Annotated in this window: 16 protein-coding genes; 10 read left to right on the top strand and 6 right to left on the bottom strand. The window is 71.7% G+C overall.

Going from position 1 to position 14915, the window contains the following annotated elements; all coding sequences use genetic code 11:
- Positions 1 to 49: 49 nt before the first annotated feature.
- The 6 genes from PYS65_RS13950 (at position 50) to PYS65_RS13925 (ending at position 6474) form a co-directional block, all read left to right on the top strand.
- On the top strand, positions 50 to 1618 hold the full coding sequence (locus tag PYS65_RS13950) for an ABC transporter ATP-binding protein (protein WP_279334287.1): 1569 nt from the start codon (positions 50 to 52) through the stop codon (positions 1616 to 1618).
- A complete protein-coding gene (locus tag PYS65_RS13945) occupies positions 1618 to 2742 on the top strand; it encodes an ABC transporter permease (protein WP_279334286.1) in 1125 nt (374 codons plus the stop codon). Before PYS65_RS13950 ends, PYS65_RS13945 begins: the two co-directional genes overlap by 1 nt.
- Complete coding sequence (locus PYS65_RS13940; protein WP_279334285.1) at positions 2739 to 4013, top strand: ABC transporter permease; 1275 nt, start codon at positions 2739 to 2741, stop codon at positions 4011 to 4013. The genes PYS65_RS13945 and PYS65_RS13940 overlap by 4 nt, the downstream gene beginning before the upstream one ends.
- On the top strand, positions 4010 to 4423 hold the full coding sequence (locus PYS65_RS13935) for a cytidine deaminase (RefSeq protein ID WP_279334284.1): 414 nt from the start codon (positions 4010 to 4012) through the stop codon (positions 4421 to 4423). The genes PYS65_RS13940 and PYS65_RS13935 overlap by 4 nt, the downstream gene beginning before the upstream one ends.
- 93 nt (positions 4424 to 4516) lie before the next feature.
- Positions 4517 to 5794 carry a thymidine phosphorylase gene (locus tag PYS65_RS13930; RefSeq protein WP_279337946.1) on the top strand — a complete coding sequence of 426 codons (1278 nt, stop codon included), beginning with the start codon at positions 4517 to 4519 and terminating at the stop codon, positions 5792 to 5794.
- 95 nt (positions 5795 to 5889) lie between these two features.
- A complete protein-coding gene (locus PYS65_RS13925; protein ID WP_279334283.1) occupies positions 5890 to 6474 on the top strand; it encodes a Uma2 family endonuclease in 585 nt (194 codons plus the stop codon).
- Between the two features lies 1 nt (position 6475).
- On the opposite strand, the gene PYS65_RS13920 is transcribed toward PYS65_RS13925, so the two are convergent.
- The gene (locus tag PYS65_RS13920; protein ID WP_279334282.1) at positions 6476 to 7396 is read right to left on the bottom strand and encodes an AEC family transporter; all 921 of its coding nucleotides are present in this window, start codon (positions 7394 to 7396) and stop codon (positions 6476 to 6478) included.
- Between the two features lie 161 nt (positions 7397 to 7557).
- Between PYS65_RS13920 and PYS65_RS13915 the strand changes: the two genes are divergently transcribed.
- The gene (locus tag PYS65_RS13915; RefSeq protein WP_279337945.1) at positions 7558 to 7956 is read left to right on the top strand and encodes an STAS domain-containing protein; all 399 of its coding nucleotides are present in this window, start codon (positions 7558 to 7560) and stop codon (positions 7954 to 7956) included.
- Here the strand turns inward: PYS65_RS13915 and PYS65_RS13910 are convergent.
- Together PYS65_RS13910 and PYS65_RS13905 are read right to left on the bottom strand one after the other, a co-directional pair.
- A complete protein-coding gene (locus PYS65_RS13910; protein ID WP_279334281.1) occupies positions 7840 to 8856 on the bottom strand; it encodes a sigma-70 family RNA polymerase sigma factor in 1017 nt (338 codons plus the stop codon). The two genes, PYS65_RS13915 and PYS65_RS13910, sit on opposite strands and share 117 nt — an antisense overlap.
- Positions 8857 to 9026: 170 nt before the next feature.
- Positions 9027 to 10352: an MFS transporter gene (locus tag PYS65_RS13905; RefSeq protein WP_279334280.1), complete on the bottom strand. Its 1326-nt coding sequence runs from the start codon at positions 10350 to 10352 to the stop codon at positions 9027 to 9029.
- Positions 10353 to 10415: 63 nt separating this feature from the next.
- On the opposite strand from PYS65_RS13905, the gene PYS65_RS13900 reads away from it, so the two are divergent.
- The gene (locus PYS65_RS13900) at positions 10416 to 11369 is read left to right on the top strand and encodes a LysR family transcriptional regulator (protein WP_279334279.1); all 954 of its coding nucleotides are present in this window, start codon (positions 10416 to 10418) and stop codon (positions 11367 to 11369) included.
- A gap of 44 nt (positions 11370 to 11413) precedes the next feature.
- On the opposite strand, the gene PYS65_RS13895 is transcribed toward PYS65_RS13900, so the two are convergent.
- On the bottom strand, positions 11414 to 12175 hold the full coding sequence (locus PYS65_RS13895) for an alpha/beta hydrolase (protein WP_279334278.1): 762 nt from the start codon (positions 12173 to 12175) through the stop codon (positions 11414 to 11416).
- Positions 12176 to 12287: 112 nt separating this feature from the next.
- On the opposite strand from PYS65_RS13895, the gene PYS65_RS13890 reads away from it, so the two are divergent.
- Positions 12288 to 13445 carry an adenosine deaminase gene (locus PYS65_RS13890; RefSeq protein WP_279334277.1) on the top strand — a complete coding sequence of 386 codons (1158 nt, stop codon included), beginning with the start codon at positions 12288 to 12290 and terminating at the stop codon, positions 13443 to 13445.
- A gap of 136 nt (positions 13446 to 13581) precedes the next feature.
- Positions 13582 to 13944, top strand: coding sequence for an ATP-binding protein (locus tag PYS65_RS13885; RefSeq protein ID WP_279334276.1), 363 nt, complete (start codon positions 13582 to 13584; stop codon positions 13942 to 13944).
- 98 nt (positions 13945 to 14042) lie between these two features.
- On the opposite strand, the gene PYS65_RS13880 is transcribed toward PYS65_RS13885, so the two are convergent.
- Positions 14043 to 14243, bottom strand: coding sequence for a PspC domain-containing protein (locus PYS65_RS13880; RefSeq protein WP_279334275.1), 201 nt, complete (start codon positions 14241 to 14243; stop codon positions 14043 to 14045).
- Positions 14244 to 14323: 80 nt separating this feature from the next.
- A complete protein-coding gene (locus PYS65_RS13875) occupies positions 14324 to 14905 on the bottom strand; it encodes a VanZ family protein (protein WP_279334274.1) in 582 nt (193 codons plus the stop codon).
- Positions 14906 to 14915 lie beyond the last annotated feature (10 nt).

The following is a 14915-nucleotide window of genomic DNA, read 5'->3' as shown; positions in this document are numbered from 1 at the left end:
CGCCATCAACGCGTCCAGCAGCCCCCCGGCCGCTGCGGTCAACGAATCGGTGACCGCCGTCGAGCTCACCGGGATCACGAAGCGTTTCCCGGGCGTCGTGGCCAACCACGACATCCACCTCACGGTCCGCAAAGGCACCGTGCACGCCCTCGTCGGTGAGAACGGGGCCGGCAAGTCGACGCTGATGAAGATCCTCTACGGCATGCAGAAGCCGGACGAGGGCACCATCGCGATCCACGGCGAGCAGGTCGCCTTCTCCTCGCCGGCCGACGCCATCGTCCGCGGCATCGGCATGGTCCACCAGCACTTCATGCTCGCCGACAACCTCACGGTCCTGGAGAACGTGGTGCTCGGCAGCGAGAAGCTGTACGGCATCGGCGCGAAGGCCCGGCGCAGGATCAAGGAGATCTCCGACCGCTACGGCCTCGGCGTGCGCCCCGACCTGCTGGTCGAGGAGCTCGGTGTCGCCGCCCGCCAGCGCGTGGAGATCCTCAAGGTCCTCTACCGCGGCGCCACCACGCTGATCCTCGACGAGCCCACCGCCGTCCTGGTCCCGCAGGAGGTCGACGCGCTCTTCGACAACCTGCGCGAGCTCAAGGCGGAGGGCCTGTCGGTCATCTTCATCTCCCACAAGCTGGGCGAAGTCCTCTCCGTGGCCGACGACATCACCGTCATCCGCCGCGGCACCACCGTCGGCACCGCCGTGCCCGCCGAGACCACCCCGCGCGAGCTCGCCGAGATGATGGTCGGCAGCGAACTGCCCACGCCGCAGACCGCCGAGTCCACGGTCACCGACCGCCCGGTGCTCACCGTCGACAGGCTGCGCCTGGCGGCCGCCAGCGGCAAGGCCCTGCTCGACGACATCAGCTTCACCATCCACGAGGGCGAGATCCTCGGCATCGCCGGCGTCGAGGGCAACGGCCAGACCGAACTGGTCGACGCGCTCATCGGCCTGCGGACCACCGACTCCGGTGTCATCCGGCTGGCCGACGAGGAGATCACCGCCTGGCCCACCCGCCGGCGGCGCGAAGAGGGCATCGGCTACATCCCCGAGGACCGGCACCGCCACGGGCTGCTGCTCGAGTCCCCCCTCTGGGAGAACCGTATCCTCGGCCACGTCACGGAGAAGCCCAACGCCAAGGGCGTCTGGCTGGACCTGAAGGCCGCCCAGAAGGACACCCGCCGCATCGTCAGGAAGTACGACGTGCGCACCCCCGGCATCGACGTCACCGCCGCCTCCCTCTCCGGCGGCAACCAGCAGAAGCTGATCATCGGCCGGGAGATGAGCCACCGGCCCCGCTTCCTGATCGCCTCCCACCCCACCCGCGGTGTGGACGTCGGCGCGCAGGCCGCGATCTGGGACCACATCCGGGAAGCACGCCGCGAGGGCCTCGCCGTTCTCCTGATCTCCGCCGACCTGGACGAGCTGATCGGTCTGTCCGACACCCTCCGGGTGATCTACGACGGCAGGCTGGTCGCGGACGCCGACCCCACGACCATCACCCCGGAGGAGCTCGGCACCGCCATGACGGGTGCGGCCACCGGACACCTCGAACACGAAGAGACCCCCGAGACCCGGGCCGACGCCCCCCGGTCTCCGGAAGACGAGGCCCGCTGATGAAGAAGTTCGACAAGGAGCGCGTGCTCCTCGCGGTGGCCGGCCCGGTCATCGCGCTCGCCGTGGCCTTCGTGCTCAGCGCGATCGTGCTGCTCGCCTCGGGCAAGAGCCCGGTCGAGCCGTTCGCCCTGATGTTCGAACAGGCGATGTTCTCCGACATCCAGGTCCTGATCATCAACCAGGCCTCGATGTACTACATCGCGGCCCTCGCGGTGGCCATCGGCTTCCGGATGAACCTCTTCAACATCGGTGTCGACGGCCAGTACCAACTCGCCGCCATGATGGCCGCCATCGTCGGCGCCCACGCCAACCTGCCGGCCGCCCTGCAGATCCCGCTGCTGCTGCTCACCGCCGTGCTCACCGGCGCCTTCTGGTCCGGCATCGCCGGTGTCCTCAAGGTCACCCGCGGGGTCAGCGAGGTCGTCGCCACGATCATGCTCAACGCGATCGCGACCTCCGTGATCGGCTACCTGTGGCTGCCGACCGTCTTCGGCGTCAAGGTCGGCAACAACAACACCACCGGCGTGATGCACGAGTCCGGCTGGGTCCCCGGCATCGACATGGGCGAGGCCGGCGAGATCTACGGCCTGGTCGTCCTCGCCGCGCTCCTCGGCATCGGCTACTGGGTCGTCCTCAACCGCACCCGCTTCGGCTTCGACCTGCGCGCCTCCGGCGCCTCGCAGACCGCCGCCGCGGCCAGCGGGGTCAACCCCAAGCGCATGGTGCTCAGCGCCATGCTGATCTCCGGCGGTCTCGCGGGCCTCGCGGGCCTGCCCATCCTGCTCGGCGACACCCACACCTACAGCCTGAACTTCCCGACCGGCATCGGCTTCCTCGGCATCGGCATCGCCCTGCTCGGCCGCAACAGCCCGGTCGGCATCGCCTTCGCCGCCCTGCTGTGGGCCTGGCTCGACAAGGCCTCGCCCGAGCTGGACTTCCACGGCTACGACAAGGAGATCGCGGTCATCATGCAGGGCCTGATCGTGCTCTCGGTCGTCGTCTCCTACGAGGCCGTCCGCGAGTGGGGCCTGCGCCGCCAGCAGCGCCGGGTCGGCGCGGAACTCGCCGCGGGTCTCGTCCTCGGCGCCGACAACAACTCCACGAAGGAGGTGGCCGGCCGATGACCGCTCCGACCACAGCGACCGACGTCAACCAGCCCTCGCTGCAGCCCGCGGCACCCACCGGCCGCCGCATGTCGTGGCCCGTGCTGCTGCTGGTCATCGCCGGCGCCCTGGCCCTGGTCTCGATCGTCCGCATCATCACCGGCGCGGACGGCATCACCAACGTCAGCCAGATGTCCACCGCCCTCCAGCTGGCCGTGCCCATCGGCCTCGCCGGACTCGGCGGTCTGTGGGCCGAGCGCGCGGGCGTCGTCAACATCGGTCTCGAGGGCATGATGATCCTCGGCACCTGGTTCGGCGCCTGGGCCGGCTTCCAGTGGGGCCCGTGGACCGGCGTCCTCGTCGGCCTCATCGGCGGCGCCCTCGGCGGTCTGCTGCACGCCTTCGTCACCGTCACCTTCAACGTCAACCACATCGTCTCCGGTGTGGCCATCAACATCCTCGCCCTCGGCGCCACCCGCTACCTCGCCCCGCTGGCCTTCGAGGGCCACCAGGGCGGCTCCGCCAAGCAGTCCCCGGCGATCGAGTCGCTCGGCCACTTCACCGTGCCGGGGCTCTCCGACGGACTGCGCGACCTCAACGAGAAGGGCTGGTTCTTCGTCTCCGACATCGCCGGCCTGCTCGGCGGACTGGTCACCAACGTCTCCTGGCTGACCCTCGTCGCCCTCGCGCTGGTCCCCGCGACCTGGTGGATCCTCTGGCGCACCGCCTTCGGCCTGCGACTGCGTTCCTGCGGCGAGAACCCGGTGGCCGCCGAGTCCCTCGGCGTCAACGTCTACAAGTACAAGTACATCGCCGTGATCATCTCCGGTGCCCTGGCCGGCCTCGGCGGTGTCTTCCTGTCCATCGTCGCCAACCCCTTCTACCTGGAGGGCCAGGTCAGCGGGCGCGGCTACATCGGCCTCGCCGCGATGATCTTCGGCAACTGGATGCCGGGCGGCCTCGCCATCGGCGCCGGCCTCTTCGGCTACACCGACAGCCTCAACCTGCGCGGCGGCTCCGCCAACGTGCACGCGCTGCTGTTGCTCGGCGCGCTGCTGCTGGTCATCGGCGCGATCTGGCTGGTGGTCCGCAAGAAGTACGCGCACGCGCTCGTCACCCTGGTCGTCGGCGCCCTCGTCTACGCCTGGTACGCCGGCACCAACGAGGTCCCCAACCAGGTCGTCTCCGCCACGCCGTACGTCATCACCCTGGTGGTGCTCGCCCTGTCCGCACAGCGGCTGCGCATGCCGAAGGCGGACGGGCTGCCCTACCGGAAGGGGCAAGGCGGATGACCCCGCCCGGGGCCACCACGGCCGACGTCGACTGGGAGGCCCTGCGCGCGGTCGCGCGCGAGGCCATGGCCCACGCGTACGTCCCCTACTCGGGCTACCCGGTCGGTGCCGCCGCCCTGGTCGACGACGGACGCACGGTCTCCGGCTGCAACGTCGAGAACGCCAGCTACGGGCTCGGCCTGTGCGCCGAGTGCGGGCTGGTCTCGGAGCTGCACCGCACCGGGGGCGGCCGGCTCACGCACTTCACCTGCGTGGACGGCGGCGGCGAGATCCTCGTCCCGTGCGGCCGGTGCCGGCAACTGCTGTACGAGTTCGGCGGCCCCGAGCTGCTCCTGGAGACCCCGGCGGGCGTCCTGCCGCTGTCCGGGATGCTGCCCCAGGCCTTCGGCCCGCAGCACCTCGCCAAGTAACCCCCTGCGGCCCCTCCGGTCGACTGCCACCACCGTCGGCCGGAGGGGCCGCGCCGTACTCTCCGCACTCCGGAAGGAATGCCAGCCATGGCCATGGACGTCATCTCCGTCATCCGCACCAAGCGGGACCGCGGCGAACTCAGCGACGAGCAGATCGACTGGGTCGTCGACGCGTACACCCGCGGGGAGGTGGCCGACGAGCAGATGTCGGCCCTCGCGATGGCGATCCTGCTCAACGGCATGAACCGGACCGAGATCGCCCGCTGGACGGCCGCGATGATCGCCTCCGGCGAGCGCATGGACTTCTCCTCGCTGTCCCGCCCCACCACCGACAAGCACTCCACCGGCGGCGTCGGCGACAAGATCACCCTGCCGCTGGCCCCGCTGGTCGCGGCCTGCGGTGCGGCCGTCCCCCAGCTCTCCGGCAGGGGCCTCGGCCACACCGGCGGCACCCTGGACAAGCTGGAGGCGATCCCGGGCTGGCGCGCGCTGCTGTCCAACGAGGAGATGCTGTCCGTGCTGGACGGCGTGGGCGCCGTCATCTGCGCGGCCGGCGACGGACTGGCCCCCGCCGACAAGAAGCTCTACGCCCTGCGCGACGTGACCGGCACCGTCGAGGCGATCCCGCTGATCGCCTCCTCGATCATGTCGAAGAAGATCGCCGAGGGCACGGGCGCACTGGTCCTGGACGTGAAGGCGGGCAGCGGCGCCTTCATGAAGACCCTGGAGGACGCCCGCGAACTGGCGTCCACGATGGTCGGCCTCGGCACCGACCACGGCGTGAAGACCGTCGCCCTGCTCACCGACATGTCGACCCCGCTCGGCCTGACCGCGGGCAACGCCCTGGAGGTCCGCGAGTCGGTGGAGGTCCTGGCGGGCGGCGGCCCCGCCGACGTCGTCGAACTCACCCTCGCCCTGGCCCGCGAGATGCTCGACGCGGCCGGCCTCAAGGACGCCGACCCGGCGAAGGCCCTGGCCGACGGCTCCGCGATGGACGTCTGGCGCCGCATGATCGCCGCCCAGGGCGGCGACCCGGACGCGCCCCTGCCGACGGCGCGCGAACAGCACGTGGTGACGGCGACCGCCTCCGGCGTCCTCACCCGCCTGGACGCCTACGACATCGGCGTCGCCGCCTGGCGCCTCGGCGCGGGCCGCGCCCGCAAGGAGGACCCGGTGCAGGCGGGCGCCGGCGTCGAACTGCACGCCAAGCCCGGCGACACGGTCACCGAGGGCCAGCCCCTCCTCACCCTCCACACCGACACCCCGGACCGCTTCGCCTACGCCCTCGACGCGGTGACGGACTCCTACGACATCGCGTCCCCCGGCACCCCCTTCACGGCCACCCCGGTGGTCCGGGAACGCATCGCCTGACCTGCGGTTCCCTCTTCTGGGCGAACGGGGCCGGTGGACCACCACCGGCCCCGTTCGGCATGCTGTAGTCGGTGACGCACCGATTGGAGACCGCCATGAGCGCACTCACCGTGAGCCAGGACCCCGAACAGAGCTGGGACGACCTCGTCCGGTTCTGGGAGGAGATGGAATGGCCCGAGGGCAGCAAGGTGGAGATCATCGAGGGGATCGTCACCGTGTCACCTGCTCCCGCGTACCGCCACAACCTGATCGCGGAAGGAATCCAGCGTCGCCTCTATTCCGTGATCCCCGAGGACTGGGGAATCTTCCAGACACTGGCGATCGCCGTGCCTTCGCGTCTGGGCATGCTCATCCCGGATCTCGTGGTGGCCCCGAGGCGACCGGACTCGGAGTCGGACACCCACATTCCCGCTGCCCTCGCCGAGCTCGTCGTCGAGGTGACCTCCAAGTCCAACGCGCGCCACGACCGCGTCAGTAAGCCCGCCGCCTATGCCACAGCGGGCATCCCGCTGTACCTCCTCGTCGACCGCTGGGCTCCCGACGGCCCGACCGTGACGCTCTTCGGCGAACCACAGGGTGATGTCTACCGTCCGCTGGACTTCGTGAAGTTCGGCGAGCCCATCAAGCTCCCCGCTCCGTTCGACCTCGTCATCGACACCAGCGAGTTCCCCGAGACCTGAGTCACCCCAGGAGGGTCGCCGTCACCACCAATACCGGTACCGAGAGCAGGGTCGACACCAGGATCGCCTCCCGGGCCAGGGTCTCGCCGACGCGGTAGCTGCTCGCGTACGTGAAGATGTTCTGCGCGGCCGGCAGCGCCGAGGTCACCACCACGTCGAGCAGCTGCGCCCCGCGCAACCCGAAGACCCCCGCCGCCAGCGCCCAGGCGACCACCGGCTGGCCCACCGACTTCAGCGCCACGGCGAGCAGCACCGCACCGCGCTCACCGCCCCGCAGGGGCAGGGCGCTGCCGCGCAGCGAGATGCCGAACGCGAGCAGGACCGCCGGCACCGCCATGTTGCCGATCAGCGTCACCGGGTCCATGACCGGGCCGGGGATCTCCAGTCCGGACGCCGACACCGCCACCCCCGCCAGTGAGCCCAGCGCGACCGGGTTCCGCAGCGGGGTGAGCAGCCGCTGCCACAGCGGCAGCTTCTCCCCGGCGGTCGCCAGGTCCAGGACCGTCAGCGCGACCGGGGTGACCATCACGAGCTGGAACAGCAGCACCGGCGCCACCAGCGAGGCGTCGCCGAGGACGTACACGGCGATCGGGATGCCGAGGTTGCCGGAGTTGACGTAGCTGGAGCACAGGGCGCCGATGGTGGTGCGGCCCACGCCCCAGCGGCGTACCACGCCCACCGCGACGAAGACGCCTGCCACCGCGGCCGTGCTCAGCGCGGTGACCAGCAGTCGGCCGGAGAAGACCACCGACAGGTCCGCCTCGGCGAGAAGGGTGAACAGCAGGGCCGGTGAGGCCACGTGGAAGGCGAGCTTCGTCAGCACCTGGTGGGCCTGCCGGCCCAGATACCCCCGGCGGCCGATCACATAGCCGACGCCGATGACCACCGCGATCACCGCGAAACCGCTCAGCACCCCCTGCACGGCGGCTCCTCGCCGGGGCGGCGGGCACCGGAGGTCGCGGAGGGAGAGGGTCTGTGGCGCATACACCCAACCCTCGCGGGAAGGTCATGCCCGGGTCAATATGATCTTCGTGGTGTCCGCCTGCAGGTGGGGAGGTGCCCGCACGCAGGCGGGACGCCGCGATGAATTACGCGCCCGTGCCCGGTCTACCGCTCGTGGACGACAGGACACCGCCCGTGATCGTGCTGCGCGGCCCCGTCACCCGGGACGGGGTGAGCGGGCCGAGCGATGCGCTGCGGGCACTGCTGGACGGCGGCGACGGCGGTCAGGGCGACGGGATCGTCGTCTGTGACGTGGGAGGGCTGGGGCCGCCGGGGCTCGCCGCCGTGGACCTGCTCGCCCGTCTCCAGCTGCTGGCCCGCCGGACCGGGGGGCGGATACGGCTGCGCGACCCCGACCCCGCCCTATGCTCCCTGCTCGACCTGGTCGGCCTCCGCTTCGAGGTGGAGGGGCAGCCCGAACAGCGGGAACCAGCGCCCGGTGTCGAGGAAGCAGTGGAACCCGGTGATCCGGCCGTCTGAGATCTCCAGCACCTGGACCGCCCACGGCGTGAAACCGCCCGCCTCCGGGTCCGGCTTGTAGTGGGCGAACCCGGGCAGGCCGTTGGCCCGGAGGGGCAGCAGCCGCGAGTTCGCGCAGGAGGCGCCCAGCGTCGTCATGAAGCCCGTGATGTCGGCGGTGCCGGTCAGCCACAGGTCGAACGGCGGCATCGTCATGATGGCGTCCTCGTGCAGCAACGCCGTCAGCGCCGTCATGTCGTACCCCTCGAACGCCGCCACATAGCGCTCCAGGAGCTTCTGCTGCTCCTCGTCCAGCGGGTCGGAGACGGACGCGTCGGTGCCCGGCTGCCGCCGCTCCGCGAGCGTCGCCCGGGCCCGCTGCAACGCGCTGTTGACGGACGCCACCGAGGTGTCGAGCAGCTCCGCCACCTCGCTCGCCCGCCAGGCCAGCACCTCCCGCAGCAGCAGCACCACCCGCTGCCTGGGCGGCAGCTGCTGGAGCGCGGCCATGAAGGCGAGCCGCACGGACTCCTTGGCGACCGCCGCCTCCGCCGGGTCCTCGACGGTGGGCAGCACCCGGGAGTCCGGCATCGGCTCCAGCCAGGTGTGGTCCGGCCGCGGCGAGAGGGCCGCCCGCGCCAGCGGGGTCGACTCCGTCAGGTCCATCGGCCGGGCGCGCTTGCTGCCCGCCGTCAGCATGTCCAGGCAGACGTTGGTCGCGATGCGGTACAGCCAGGAGCGCAGGCTGGAACGGCCCTCGAACTTCTCGAAGCCGCGCCAGGCGCGGACCATCGTGTCCTGCACCGCGTCCTCCGCCTCGAAGGAGGAACCGAGCATCCGGTAGCAGTACCCGGTCAGCTCGACGCGGTGCGCCTCGAGCCTGGCGTCGAGACCGGTCGTCGTCGCCGTGCCGTTCGTCATCGTCCACCCACCCCTGTGGCCTGTCCGCGGTGCGCCTTCGCACCCGGCACTTCGGAAGCTACCGCAGCCCACTGACAACGGCCCTCCGAGTGGACGAACGCGCAGGTCGAAGAGGTGGGTTCAGTGGGCGGAACGACATCCTCCGCCCACCGGACCGGGCGTGCGCGGCCTCACGCGAGGGCGAGCCGCCGCTGCTCCACCCGGGCCGCCCGGGTGCCCAGCACCGTGATGGTCACGACGCCGGCCACCGCCACCAGGCCGACCCCCACCGTTCCGGCCCAGCCCTCCGAGTGGAAGGCGAGCGCGCCGACCGTGCTGCCCACGCTGGAGCCGACGTAGTAGGCGGACTGGTACAGCGCCGACGCCTGGGCGCGGCCCTCGGTGGCCGTCCGGCCGACCGCCGAGGACGCGACCGCGTGACCCGCGAAGAAGCCTCCGGTGATCAGCACCAGGCCCAGCAGGATCAGGGACAGCGAGCCGGCCAGGGACAGCAGCAGGCCCGCCGTGGTGGTCCCGCCCGCCGCGTACAGCGCGCCCCGGCGGCCCAGCCGGCTCACCAGCGGCCCCGCCGCCGACGCCGACACCGTGCCGACCAGGTAGACCAGGAAGATCGAGCCGACGACGCCCTGGGGGAGCGAGAAGGGCGCCTCGCTCAGGCGGTAGCCGATCACGGTGTAGACCCCGCCGAACACCGTCATGAACAGCGCGCCGATCGCGTACAGGCGCCGCAGCAGCGGGTTGGCGAGGTGGTTCCGGACCGCGCCGGCCAGCACGCGCGGGCGCAGCGAACCCGGCCGGAAGTGCCTCGGCGCCGGCAGCAGCAGCCGGAACGCCACCGCGCACGCCACCGCGAGCACCCCGACCACGCCGACGGCGACCCGCCAGCCCCACTCCTGCGCCACCCATCCGGTGACGACCCGGCCGCTCATCCCGCCGACGCTGTTGCCCGCGACGAACAGTCCGATCGCGGTCACCAGGGCCCTGGGCCTGACCTCCTCCGCGAGATACGCGGTCGCCGACGCGGGCACCCCGGCCAGGGCCGCCCCCTGGAGCGCCCGCAGCGCCACCAGGGCGCCCAGCGACGGGGCGAAGGGGACCAGCAGTCCGACGGTCACCGCGACGGCCAGGGAGGCCGTCATGACCGTACGGCGTCCGTAGCGTTCCGACAGCGCGCTCATCGGCAGGACGAACAGCGCCAGACCGCCGGTGGCCGCCGCCACCGTCCAGCTCGCGTCGCCCGCGCTCACCCCGAGGTCCCCGGAGATCAGCGGCAGCAGGGCCTGGGTGGAGTACAGCAGCGCGAAGGTCGCGACACCCGCCAGGAAGAGGGCGAGGCTCATCCGCCGGTAACCGGGGCCGCCGGGGGCCATCCGGGAGTCGGGGCCGCCCGGGGAGGCCGGGGCGGAGGGAGCGGTGGAGGGAGCGCTGGAGGGAGGGGGAGTGACGGACGGGCCGGCGTCCACGCGGGTGGACGCCCTGGTACTGACGGAAGACATGCCTCGAACCTAAGGAGGGCCTCGCTCATCCGTCCAATGCATGGAATCGCGATAATCGTTCCCATGGTGCATCAGCAGAGGTCGCAGGGTCAGCTGTCACCGTCCGGTGACACAGAAGACATCGTCGCGCTGCTCGCGCCACGTCTCGTTCACTTCGCCGGCGTCGCCCGCACGGAGCACGTCACCCGGGCCGCCCAGGAGATGCAGGTCCCGCAGTCCACGCTCTCCCGGTCCATGGTTCGCCTCGAACACGACCTGGGTGTCGACCTGTTCGCCCGGCACGGCCGCACCCTCTCCCTGACCCCCGCCGGCCGCACCTTCCTCGCCTCCGTCGAACGCGCCCTCGCCGAGGTCGAGCGGGCCGCCGACGAGGTGCGCGCCGACGCCGACCCGGCCACCGGCAAGGTCGCCTTCGGGTTCCTGCACACCATGGGCGCCGAGACCGTGCCCGGCCTGCTGCAGGCCTTCCGCACCGACCACCCGCGCATCCGCTTCAGCCTCGTCCAGAACCACGGCGACGCCATGCTGGAGGGCCTCCGCGCGGGCGAGCTCGACCTGTGCCTGACCTCCCCGGTCCCGGACGCCCCCGACCTCGTCGCCCGCCGCCTGGACGAGCAGAAACTGCGCCTGGTCGTCCCCGCCGACCACCGGCTCGCCGGCCGCCGCCGCATCCGCCTCGCCGAGGCCGCCGACGAGACCTTCGTGACCCTGGAACCCGGTTACGGCCTGCGCCGCATCACCGACGCACTCTGCGCGCAGGCCGGTTTCCGGCCCCGGGTCGCCTTCGAGGGCGAGGAGGCGGAGACCCTGCGGGGCCTGGTGGCCGCAGGGCTGGGCGTCGCCCTGCTGCCCCCGCCGGCCGTGCCGCGCCCCGGGGTGGTGGAACTGACCGTCACCTCCCCGCGGGCGGCCCGCGAGATCGGCGTCGCCTGGCTGGCCGGCCGCCCGGACACCCCGCCGGTGGCCGCCTTCAAGAAGTTCCTGCTGTCGCGCAGGGGCCACCTGCTCCCGGACTGAACAACACCCCTGTGGTCCGCCGCCCGTCACCCACCGTCTACCGCCTACCGGCGTAACGACGCGCCGAACCCCGAGGCCAGCGGCATCCGCAGCCCCAGGGGCGGGGGCGCCGCCAGGGCGTCCTGCACCGGACGGGAGAACGCCCGCCCGAACAGCGTCCCCATCATGAAGTCCTCGCACAGCGCCAGCACTTCGCCTCGGTACTGGTTCAACCCGTGTCCGTCGGCGTGCACTTCGAAGCGGCACACGTTCCGGTTCGCCTTCTTGACCCGCGCCGCCAGCCGGAAGGACAGTTCCGGGTCGGCCCGCGCGTCCTGCGTGCCGTGCACGATCAGCACCTGCCGCCCGGCCAGCTGCTTCACCGGTTCGGGGGCCGCGGCCACGTCCTCCTCGGGCAGCCAGGGAGCCAGCGCCAGTACGGAGCTGACGGCCTCGTGGCCGCCCGCGCGCAGCGCCGCCCGGCCGCCCATGCCGAGACCGGCCAGGCACACGGGGACGTCCCCGTAGAGCCGCACGATCTCGTCCACGGCCCAGGTGGCGTCACGCGCGAGGTGCGCCTCGCTGCCGTTCCAGCCCCGGTAGCGGTAGTGGACGACATGGGTGGCGAGACCCTCGGTCCGGCCCGCGCGGCCGAGACGGTGTCCCAGGGCGCGTACGGAGGCGGCCGCCACCACGGGGGACGGCCTGCGGCTGGAGACCGGCTCGCCGCCGGGGAGCAGCAGCACCGCGCCGCCCACCGCTCTCGGCTTCGGGCCGAACACCCTCCCCAGCCGGGCCGTGCGCGCCGGCGTCGCTTGCTGTGACATGGCAGCAGAGTGTCAGAAGCCCCGGTGCACGCCACCCTCGCGTGCGGTCACCGTTACGTATCGACGGATGCGCACACCGGTGATCTACGCGCGTAGGCGCTAGAGTGCGGCAATGACGAGCCAGACCACTGCGAACACCCCGACCCCGGACCAGATCCGCCGGGCGCCCAAGGTGCTGCTCCACGATCACCTCGACGGCGGCCTGCGCCCCGGCACGGTCGTCGACCTGGCCCGCGAGGCCGGCTACTCCGGGCTTCCCCAGAGCGACCCCGACAAGCTCGGCCTCTGGTTCCGGGAGGCCGCCGACTCCGGTTCCCTGGAGCGGTACCTGGAGACCTTCTCGCACACCGTCGGGGTCATGCAGACCCGTGACGCCCTGGTGCGGGTCGCCGCCGAGTGCGCCGAGGACCTCGCCGCGGACGGTGTCGTCTACGCCGAGGTGCGCTACGCCCCCGAGCAGCACCTCGAAGGCGGGCTGACCCTCGAAGAGGTCGTCGAGGCGGTCAACGAGGGCTTCCGGCAAGGGGAACGGCGGGCGCGGGAGGACGGAAACCGCATCCGCGTCGGCGCCCTGCTCACCGCGATGCGGCACGCCGCACGGTCCCTGGAGATCGCCGAACTCGCCAACCGCTACCGGGACCTGGGTGTCGTCGGCTTCGACATCGCGGGCGCCGAGGCCGGTCACCCGCCCACCCGGCACCTCGACGCCTTCGAGTACCTCAAGCGGGAGAACAACCACTTCACCATCCACGCCGGCGAGGCCTTCGGGCTGCCGTCCATCTGGCAGGCCATCCAGTGGTGCGGCGCCGACCGGCTCGGACACGGGGTGCGCATCATCGACGACATCCAGGTCCACGACGACGGCTCGGTCGAACTCGGCCGGCTCGCCTCCTACGTCCGGGACAAGCGCATCCCGCTGGAGCTGTGCCCCAGCTCCAACCTGCAGACCGGGGCGGCGGCCTCGTACGCCGAGCACCCCATCGGCCTGCTGCGCCGGCTGCACTTCCGGGTCACGGTGAACACCGACAACCGCCTGATGTCGCACACCAGCATGAGCCGGGAATTCGAGCACCTGGTCGAGACGTTCGATTACACGCTCGACGACATGCAATGGTTTTCCGTCAATGCGATGAAGTCGGCGTTCATTCCTTTCGATGAACGGCTGGCCATGATCAATGACGTCATCAAGCCCGGATACGCCGAGCTGAAATCCGAATGGCTGTTTCGGCAGACCGCCGCCACCAGCGGTTCTGTGACCGAAGAGGACTGACCGGGGCGTTCGTGGATTCCGGGAGGGCAGGCGGCCTTCACCGTTCGTCCGCATTTCGAGGTTTGCGGCGTGCGGTGGCGGGTGTTTACGGTCGAGGACCGCTCGTTCCCCCCATTCCATTTCGAGGACGCATTTCATGAAGCAGTCTGCTGCCAAGACCCTCGGTGTCGCCGTTCTCGGGGCCGCCTTCGCCGCCGTCGGTGCGGGTGCCGCAAGCGCAGCCCCGGCCGCCCCGGCCGTCCCGAACGCCGATGCCGCGCTGGACACCGTCGCCCAGAGCCTTCCGGCGGAGAACGTCTCCGGTATGGCGCCGGGCGCGGACCGGGCCCTGCAGACGGGAGGGGACGTGGTCGGCACGGGCATGACGACCGCGCGGCCGGTCACCGAGCAGCTGACCGCCGAGGGTCCCCAGGAGCAGGTCGGCGGTCTGCTCGGGGGGCTGCCGACGAAGGGACTGCCCACGCAGGGTGTCTCCGTCAACGGGGCGCCGCTCGGCTGACCCCCTCACGCCGGCCCACCCGCGCGGACCCCGCCGATGGGGCGCGCCCCGAGCCTGGGGCGCGCCCCATCGGCGTTCGCGCGGAGCGGTGCACGGGCTCACCAGGCCGTGCGCGTCTTGTCCTCCGACGGGAACAGGATCCACAGCGCTATGTAGACCAGGAACTGCGGCCCGGGGAGCAGGCACGAGACCAGGAAGATCACGCGCATCGTGGTCGCGGAGGTGCCGAAGCGCTGGGCCAGCGCGGCGCACACGCCGCCGATCACACGGTTGCTGGTGGGGCGGACGAGGCGGGACATCGTGGACTCCTCGGTGGTGTGCGGTGCGGTGACCCACGGCGCCGTGTCGGCTTCCGTCGGTTGTTCTACCGCTCTTCACACTACGGAGACGAAGGGGGCAAAGCATCACTCCATGGGGCGATCCCGACCCTGGGAATCGTCGGGGTCCGACCCTGAGCCGGCTCCTCCCGGAACGTTCCGGCGCCGGCCCGGTGCACGGCCCGGCGGCGCAGCCAGACACGGCCCGCCGGTACCACGGCGACATGCGCGAGCGCCGCGCCCACCGTGTTCAGCAACAGCGCGTCGACGTCCACGACCCTGCCGGGCACCGCGGTCTGCAGCATCTCGATACCCAGCGACAGCAGTGCCGCCGCGGCCATGGTGCGGACCAGCGAACCCAGTGGCGAGACGGCCAGCCTGCCCCCCGCCATCGGCAGCAGCACACCCAGCGGAGCGAGCAGCGCGAGCCCCTCGCCGACCCGGCGGGCCCCGGCCCCCCAGCCCAGCGCGAAGTCGGCCCGGATGCCGTCGAAGAGCCGCAGGTTGGTGGGCATCACCCAGGGGACGTTCAGGGGGCGCAGCGTGCACCAGGCGACGAACACGAGGTACGCGGCCAGGAGGAGACCTCCTGTCACACGGACACGGGACGCGGCGGTGTCGCCGACGGGGCCTTGACGCTGCACGAAACCCTAG

Origin of the sequence: Streptomyces cathayae (genome assembly GCF_029760955.1) — a bacterium.
Taxonomy (GTDB): Bacteria; Actinomycetota; Actinomycetes; order Streptomycetales; family Streptomycetaceae; genus Streptomyces; species Streptomyces cathayae.
The sequence above is the reverse complement of the archived record's forward strand: the minus strand, read 5'-3'. Positions and strand labels throughout refer to the sequence as shown.

Bases quoted from the DNA above. Each gene is read 5' to 3' on its own strand.
- PYS65_RS13945 (WP_279334286.1), top strand. From the start codon at position 1,618: ATGAAGAAGTTCGACAAGGAGCGCGTGCTCCTCGCGGTGGCCGGCCCG.
- PYS65_RS13940 (WP_279334285.1), top strand. From the start codon at position 2,739: ATGACCGCTCCGACCACAGCGACCGACGTCAACCAGCCCTCGCTGCAG.
- PYS65_RS13935 (WP_279334284.1), top strand. From the start codon at position 4,010: ATGACCCCGCCCGGGGCCACCACGGCCGACGTCGACTGGGAGGCCCTG.
- PYS65_RS13930 (WP_279337946.1), top strand. From the start codon at position 4,517: ATGGACGTCATCTCCGTCATCCGCACCAAGCGGGACCGCGGCGAACTC.
- PYS65_RS13925 (WP_279334283.1), top strand. From the start codon at position 5,890: ATGAGCGCACTCACCGTGAGCCAGGACCCCGAACAGAGCTGGGACGAC.
- PYS65_RS13915 (WP_279337945.1), top strand. From the start codon at position 7,558: ATGAATTACGCGCCCGTGCCCGGTCTACCGCTCGTGGACGACAGGACA.
- PYS65_RS13910 (WP_279334281.1), bottom strand. From the start codon at position 8,856: ATGACGAACGGCACGGCGACGACGACCGGTCTCGACGCCAGGCTCGAG.
- PYS65_RS13905 (WP_279334280.1), bottom strand. From the start codon at position 10,352: ATGTCTTCCGTCAGTACCAGGGCGTCCACCCGCGTGGACGCCGGCCCG.
- PYS65_RS13900 (WP_279334279.1), top strand. From the start codon at position 10,416: ATGGTGCATCAGCAGAGGTCGCAGGGTCAGCTGTCACCGTCCGGTGAC.
- PYS65_RS13895 (WP_279334278.1), bottom strand. From the start codon at position 12,175: ATGTCACAGCAAGCGACGCCGGCGCGCACGGCCCGGCTGGGGAGGGTG.
- PYS65_RS13890 (WP_279334277.1), top strand. From the start codon at position 12,288: ATGACGAGCCAGACCACTGCGAACACCCCGACCCCGGACCAGATCCGC.
- PYS65_RS13885 (WP_279334276.1), top strand. From the start codon at position 13,582: ATGAAGCAGTCTGCTGCCAAGACCCTCGGTGTCGCCGTTCTCGGGGCC.
- PYS65_RS13880 (WP_279334275.1), bottom strand. From the start codon at position 14,243: ATGTCCCGCCTCGTCCGCCCCACCAGCAACCGTGTGATCGGCGGCGTG.